Consider the following 6942-nt stretch of genomic DNA (forward strand, 5'->3'; position numbering starts at 1 on the left):
ACAACTAAATTGATTCATGAGCATTGTCGACAACCGCAAAGCAACGCACGATTACTTCATTGAAGACCGCTACGAAGCGGGTCTTGTCCTTGAAGGCTGGGAGGTAAAAGCCATACGCGCGGGTCACGTACAGATCAAGGAAAGCTACGTTATCGTACGCGATGGCGCCTTGTGGATCATTGGGATGCACATCAGCGCCCTGCCCACCGCCTCCACCCATATTCACCCGAACGCGACCCGCACCCGCAAACTATTGCTGCATGCAGAGGAAATCAGCAAGCTTATTGGTAAAGTCGAGCAGCGCGGCTATACCTTGGTTCCACTTAACCTGCATTATAAAAACGGACGGATCAAACTTGATTTCGGTCTTGGCCGCGGTAAAAAGCTGCACGATAAGCGCGACGTTGCGCGCGACAAGGACTGGTTGCGCGAAAAAGAGCAGCTGATGAAAAAGAGCACGCGCGAATAGCCAGCATTCACCGCTACCCTACGGTGAACCCTTCCAGCTGCAATAATGCAAACTTGCGTTCCAGGCCGCCGGTATAGCCCGCCAGCGTGCCGACGCTGGACAGCACCCGGTGGCAGGGAATAATGATCGTAATGGGATTGCGCCCTACTGCCGTGCCCACAGGGCGTCCATGTTGCGCGGTAAGCCCTGCGGCGCGCGCTACATCGGCATAAGAAACAGACTGGCCATAGGGTATATCGAGCAAGGCGCGCCACACCTTTTTTTGGAAATCGGTGCCTTCGGTTAGCAGCGGCACAGAAAATGTAGTTCGATCGCCCAGAAAATACTCGCCCAGCTCTTTTTGGGTTTGCAGGAAAATTGCCTGAGCGTTAGCTGGGGTTTCGGCTTGCATGTAAGACAAGGAATCTGGATCGCAGTCGATGATGGCGCCGGCGGCCTTTGCCATGGACGTCGTGTGCGCACCGGATGCCGTTCGGAGCAGATTGGCCTCTCCGAATAAGTCATCATTCGATAACTTGCTGGCTTTGAAGGTTTTTATGGCCAAGCCCGACATCGATCCCGCTGTCGGGTCGCTTGCGCGCGGCAAGGGGATAGATAAATCCGCCAGCGGCGGACAGTCTTTTTGCCCGACAAAATACAAGCCATTCAGGTGATCTCCCGTGGAACACAACAGGATGCGCCCCAGACCCGATGACATTTGTGCATAGAACGTCATGGTTTGCCTTTTTGCAGCCTATGAAACATCGACCAAATCCATTTTAATGCAGCTTGACGCGCGGGGCTGCCCGTTTTGTCAGTAAGCGCCCTAGCGCCAACGAGCCGGTACGGACAAAACCCAGTACTGCCATGTGGTGCATCAGATGCAGACTCATGTACATCAGGCGAGCCAGCAAGCCTTCTACAAACCAGCTCTTTCCTTGCAGCACACCCATCAGGCTGCCAATGCCGCGGCTATGTCCAACCGATACAAGCGACCCATAATCTTTAAAGCGAAAACGGCGGCTTCCTATGTCTTTGCCCTGCATGCGCGCCGCCATAATCGGCAATAAAAAGTCAGCCTGCTGATGGGCTACTTGAGCCCTGGCTGGCAGAAATTGCCCTTCCGCATCCCACGGCGTTTGAGCACAATCGCCCATGGCGAAAACAGCAGGATCACTGGTGCGCAATTGCCTGTCAACGACCAACTGGTTGATACGGTTGGTGTCCAGGCGCAGTTGCGTGAGGAATGCGGGCGCCTCTATACCCGCCGCCCATACGCACAAGTCGACCGGATAGCGTGTGCCTTGTGCGTCGTATAAAGCGTCGGCCTCGACCCTGGCCACGCGTACTGAAGTTTTCACGGTGATGCCGCGCTCCAGCAGCAGTTCTTGCGCTGCCGAGGACATTTTTTCCGGGAGAGCCGACAGTATCCTGTCGCTGCCTTCCAACAGCGTTATCTGGATATCGTTGTGCGTATCCAGGCTATTAAGTCCGTAGAACACCGCGTCCGCGCAGGCTTCGCGCAATTCTGCCGCGAGCTCAACGCCAGTTGCCCCTCCGCCAACGATACCTACATTCAAAACATAGTCAGCGTGTTCGGTTTTCTTTTTGTTGGCTGTTACCAGCTCGTGCAAGAACCGCAGCCGAAATCGTTCCGCTTCGGCGGTTGAGTCCAGTGCAATGGCGAATTCGGAAGCGCCGGGCGTGCCAAAGAAATTCGATTTGCTGCCGACAGCCAGAACCAAGGTATCGTAATGCAGGTTGCGCGCAGGAAACACTTCGACCTGTTGGTCCGAAAATACGGGCTTCAGTTGTATCAAGCGCGAATCGCGGTCAACGTGGGCCACTTCGCCGAAAATGAAAGTAAAGCCACAATCCTTGGCCAGCATGAAATACGATAAGCCTTCCCGGTGTATATCCAGGGTGCCTGCGGCGACTTCATGCAAAGAAGGCTTCCAGATATGGTCGCCGGCCTTGTCGACCAGATAGACATGCTGCGGGCCAAACTTGCGCCCTAACTTGGCAGCGAGTTCCAGGCCGCCGGCGCCACCGCCGACAATGACAACTTTATGAGCTTCGGATTTCATTGTTCATGGTTCCTTGGCTAGGTAAAAAGTCAATACTACTGGAAGCATACGATCGATTCGTCGCAACCTGGGATAATATGGTGATTCAGACAATATTTCATTCTCGGTTATAACTGTACGGTACGGTCAATTTACGATTGGCCGCATACGGTGTCAAGAGAAACCGTACAGATCTGCATAGCAACAAGAACATACATGAAAACAAAAAGCGAAATGCGGCGTAATGCCATCATGGCAGTGGCCTTGGAAGTATTCCGGGAATTGGGCTTCGAAGCAGCGTCGATGTCGCAAATTGCGGCGCGCGTCGGGGGTTCCAAAGCGACGCTCTATAACTATTTTTCGTCCAAAGAAGAATTGTTGCTACAGGCCATGCTGCATTCGGCCGAGAAACACGTAAGCGACATGTTGGAGATTCTGCAAACCTCGGGTGCCCTTTCTACCCAATTGCAGCGCTTCGTCCTGTCTTTGCTAAAGCTCATCAATTCCGAAGAAATCATTCAGGATCTGCGGGTTGCCATCTCGGTTGGCAAGACGTCCAACGTCGGGCGGCAATTCTTCGAGCTTGGTTCTCACAGGGCGTGGCAGGAAATATCCCATATTCTTGGCAAAGAAATAGCCAAGAAAAATTTGCGCGATGAAGATCCCGACGCGATGGCGACGCTGCTGCGCAGTATGTGCGAAGCAGATCTTATGCGTGCGTTGATGGGGGCCGGTATTCCCATGACCGATCAGGAGGCCGAACGGAAGGCGACACATATTGTCGATATTTTTCTTCGCGTTTACGGCAATAACTCAAAATAAAAGGGGCGCCCCTGTCAGAGCGCCCCACTTTACTACCCTATCTGCCGGCCTTTACTTAACAGCCAAGCGCTGCCATGTATCAACCACAGTATCCGGATTCAGCGACATTGACAAGATACCCTCGTCACGCAACCACTGTGCCAGATCGGGGTGATCGCTAGGGCCTTGGCCGCAAATACCCACGTACTTGCCTGCAGCCAAGCATGCTTTGATGGCGCGGCTAAGCATGAACTTCACAGCTTCGTCGCGTTCATCGAAATCGGCTGCCAGCAATTCCATGCCGGAATCGCGATCCAGGCCAAGCGTGAGCTGAGTCATATCGTTGGAGCCGATAGAAAAGCCATCGAAGTAATGCAGGAATTCTTCGGCCAGAATGGCGTTGGAAGGGACTTCGCACATCATGATTACGCGCAAGCCATTTTCGCCGCGTGCAAGGCCGTTCTTGGCCAACAGGTCAACCACTTTGGCTGCCTGGGGCAATGTACGCACAAACGGCACCATGATTTCGACGTTAGTAAGGCCCATATCGTCGCGCACTTTTTTAAGCGCTTCGCATTCCATCTTGAAGCACTCTTCAAACTCAGCCGATACATAACGCGACGCGCCGCGGAAACCCAGCATTGGGTTTTCTTCTTCTGGTTCGTACCGTGAACCGCCGACCAGCTTGCGGTATTCGTTCGACTTGAAGTCGGACAAGCGCACAATAACTGGCTTCGGATAAAAGGCCGCGGCCAAGGTGCTGATCCCTTCGGCCATTTTTTCAACGAAAAAAGCCCTGGGGCTGGCATAACCGCGAGCGGCCGATTCAACCGCTTTTTTCAGCTCGGTATCAACGTTGGGGTAATCAAGCACAGCCTTGGGGTGCACATTGATATTGTTGTTGATAATGAATTCCAGGCGAGCAAGGCCAACGCCATGGTTGGGGATTTGCGAGAAGTCGAAAGCCAACTGCGGGTTGCCCACGTTCATCATGACCTTCAGGCCGATGTCGGGCATTTCACCCCAGCGCACTTCTTCGATTTCGGTTTCGATCAGGCCATCGTAAATACGCCCTTCGTCGCCTTCTGCGCAAGACACAGTCACTTCCCTGCCATCGCCAAGCACGTCAGTGGCGTTCGCGCAGCCTACTACGGCAGGAATACCGAGTTCGCGTGCAATGATGGCCGCATGGCAAGTGCGTCCGCCACGATTGGTGACGATCGCCGATGCCAGCTTCATGACCGGTTCCCAGTTGGGATCGGTCATGTCGGTGACCAGGATATCGCCGCGCTGCACTTGGTCCATTTGGGAGATATCGCCTACCACGCGGACTTTGCCGGAGCCGATTTTTTGACCGATAGCGCGACCGGTTATGAGCACTTCGCCAGTCGCCTTCAAGCGATAGCGCTCCTGCACATCGTTGTGCCCTTGCTGCGACTTCACCGTTTCCGGACGAGCCTGGAGAATATAGATTTTTCCGTCGATGCCGTCGCGGCCCCATTCGATATCCATGGGACGCTGGTAATGCTTTTCGATAATGACGGCATAGCGAGCCAGTTCAATGACTTCGTCGTCGGTCAGTGAATAGCGGTTGCGCTCGGATACAGGCACATCGACCGTGCGAACGGCATGGCCGGTAGTACGGTCGGTGTCGAATTCCATTTTGAGCAGCTTGGAACCGATACGACGGCTGATGATGGGATAGTGGCCCGATGCCAATGTCGGTTTGAATACATAGAATTCATCGGGGTTGACGGCACCCTGCACTACAGTTTCGCCCAGGCCATACGACGAGGTAATGAACACCACATCTTTAAAGCCGGACTCGGTGTCGAGCGTGAACATGACGCCCGCCGCGCCGCGATCAGAACGCACCATGCGCTGGATGCCGGCCGACAACGCGACCTCGGCGTGGGCATAGCCTTTATGCACGCGGTAGGAAATAGCGCGGTCGTTATACAGCGAGGCGAATACGTGGCGAATTTTTTCCAGAACTTCGTCGATGCCGACGACGTTCAGGTAGGTTTCCTGTTGCCCGGCAAACGAGGCGTCGGGAAGGTCTTCGGCAGTCGCCGAAGAACGTACGGCAAACGAGCCGTTGCCATCCGCATCGAGTTCGGCGAATGCAGCACGAATAGCCTGCTCGAATTCGGCAGGAAATGGCGTATCGATGATCCATTGACGGATTTCCGAACCCGCATTGGCGAGTTCACGCACGTCTTCAGAGTCGAGCGTAAGCAGCCGATCAGCAATGCGTTGATCGAGCTTTGTGGAACGCAGGAATTCGCGGAATGCGTCAGCAGTCGTGGCAAAGCCGCCCGGAACCCGGACCCCTGCCCCTGCCAACTGACTAATCATTTCACCAAGTGATGAGTTTTTACCCCCTACCGAGTCGACATCCGTCATGCGGAGCTGCTCGAAAGATACAACATAAGACATAAAGTCACCTTTAACTATAGAAGAAAGCTTGTTTGCTTATTGCGCAAGGTAAATAAAGCAGCTGTTGTGTACTGGACAACGCGCTTACGCATTAAGCAAACCAGCCTTGCCTGCTGGTAGGGCGACTGTTAATCTTGCGATTGTACCGTTTCCGGCATCTTCTGCATTAACTATTCCATGACCACACCCATTATTGAACGCACTGTATTTGTTGTCTCTGACAGCACCGGTATTACTGCCGAAACTTTCAGCAATTCCGTCTTGTCGCAATTCGAGCAAATCAAGTTCGAAGCGATCCGTATTCCATTCCTCGATTCATTGGAAAAAGCGACTGCTGCAGCGGTGCGCATCAATCGTTGCGCGGAAGAGCAAAACGCGCCGCCCTTAGTGTTCAGCACACTGGTCGACCCCGAAATCGCACTCAAAATACAGTCGGCCAATTGCACGTTCCTGGATTTGTTCGGCACATTTGTGCAGCACATTGAAACGGCACTGGGCGTGAAATCCAGCCATTCGGTTGGCCGTTCGCATATGGGCGGTTTGTCCAAACAATATAACAACCGAATCGAGGCCATCAATTTTAGTCTGGCTCACGACGATGGTCAGTTCATACATGGTCTGGAGCAGGCGGATGTGATTCTCGTGGGCGTGTCGCGCTGCGGGAAGACGCCTACCAGCTTGTACCTGGCGATGCAGTACGCGGTGAAGGCCGCCAATTTCCCGCTGATCCCAGAAGATTTTGATCGCGGTATGTTGCCAGCGACGCTCGCACCTTATCGCAAGAAATTGTTCGGCCTGTCTATTCAGCCGGGCCGTCTTGCAGAAGTTCGCAACGAGCGGCGGCCGAACAGCCAGTATTCTTCCATCAAGCAGTGCCGCCACGAGGTGGCGGAGGCCGAGCGTTTGATGCGGATGGAAAATATTCCATGGTTGTCGACGACGACCAAGTCGATTGAAGAAATTTCGACGAAGGTGCTGGATGAGGTGGGGTTGGATAGGCGGATTTACTGATCGTTTTCCTTTGTGCACGCTGTGAGTACGTTCTTACTGGTTATTTCTTGCACTCAGTTGCTGCGTTAGCGCATTTTTGGCCGAGGTGTTTACAGGACTCGTGGCAGCGTATGAGCGCCAAGATTTTTCGTTCTTGAGAAAGTCGGGTGTGTCGGGGGCTGTTTCGGCTTCACGCGC

General features: G+C 53.8%; 6 protein-coding genes. 3 read left to right on the forward strand and 3 right to left on the reverse strand.

Translation table 11 applies throughout. The features are described 5' to 3' along the window. Positions 1-16: 16 nt before the first annotated feature. Positions 17-469: an SsrA-binding protein SmpB gene (gene smpB, locus ABWO67_RS02530; protein ID WP_353147037.1), complete on the forward strand. Its 453-nt coding sequence runs from the start codon at positions 17-19 to the stop codon at positions 467-469. Between the two features lie 13 nt (positions 470-482). Here smpB and ABWO67_RS02535 read toward each other — a convergent pair whose 3' ends face one another. Both ABWO67_RS02535 and ABWO67_RS02540 read right to left on the reverse strand, forming a co-directional pair. Continuing rightward, positions 483-1184 carry a methylated-DNA--[protein]-cysteine S-methyltransferase gene (locus ABWO67_RS02535; protein WP_353147039.1) on the reverse strand — a complete coding sequence of 234 codons (702 nt, stop codon included), beginning with the start codon at positions 1182-1184 and terminating at the stop codon, positions 483-485. 43 nt (positions 1185-1227) lie between these two features. Next, positions 1228-2535 (reverse strand): NAD(P)/FAD-dependent oxidoreductase, encoded by a 1308-nt coding sequence (locus ABWO67_RS02540; protein ID WP_353147041.1) that lies wholly within the window; start codon positions 2533-2535, stop codon positions 1228-1230. Between the two features lie 195 nt (positions 2536-2730). Here ABWO67_RS02540 and ABWO67_RS02545 point away from each other — a divergent pair, with 195 nt between their 5' ends. Next, positions 2731-3336 carry a TetR/AcrR family transcriptional regulator gene (locus ABWO67_RS02545; RefSeq protein ID WP_353147043.1) on the forward strand — a complete coding sequence of 202 codons (606 nt, stop codon included), beginning with the start codon at positions 2731-2733 and terminating at the stop codon, positions 3334-3336. 51 nt (positions 3337-3387) lie between these two features. Here the strand turns inward: ABWO67_RS02545 and ppsA are convergent, their stop codons facing one another. After that, entirely contained in the window at positions 3388-5754 is a 2367-nt protein-coding gene (gene ppsA, locus ABWO67_RS02550) for a phosphoenolpyruvate synthase (RefSeq protein WP_353147045.1), read from the reverse strand. Between the two features lie 177 nt (positions 5755-5931). Between ppsA and ppsR the strand changes: the two genes are divergently transcribed. Further along, positions 5932-6765: a posphoenolpyruvate synthetase regulatory kinase/phosphorylase PpsR gene (gene ppsR, locus ABWO67_RS02555; RefSeq protein ID WP_353147047.1), complete on the forward strand. Its 834-nt coding sequence runs from the start codon at positions 5932-5934 to the stop codon at positions 6763-6765. Positions 6766-6942 lie beyond the last annotated feature (177 nt).

This window comes from Pollutimonas bauzanensis, assembly GCF_040393045.1.
In the GTDB taxonomy this organism is placed as follows: domain Bacteria; phylum Pseudomonadota; class Gammaproteobacteria; order Burkholderiales; family Burkholderiaceae_B; genus Pollutimonas; species Pollutimonas bauzanensis_A.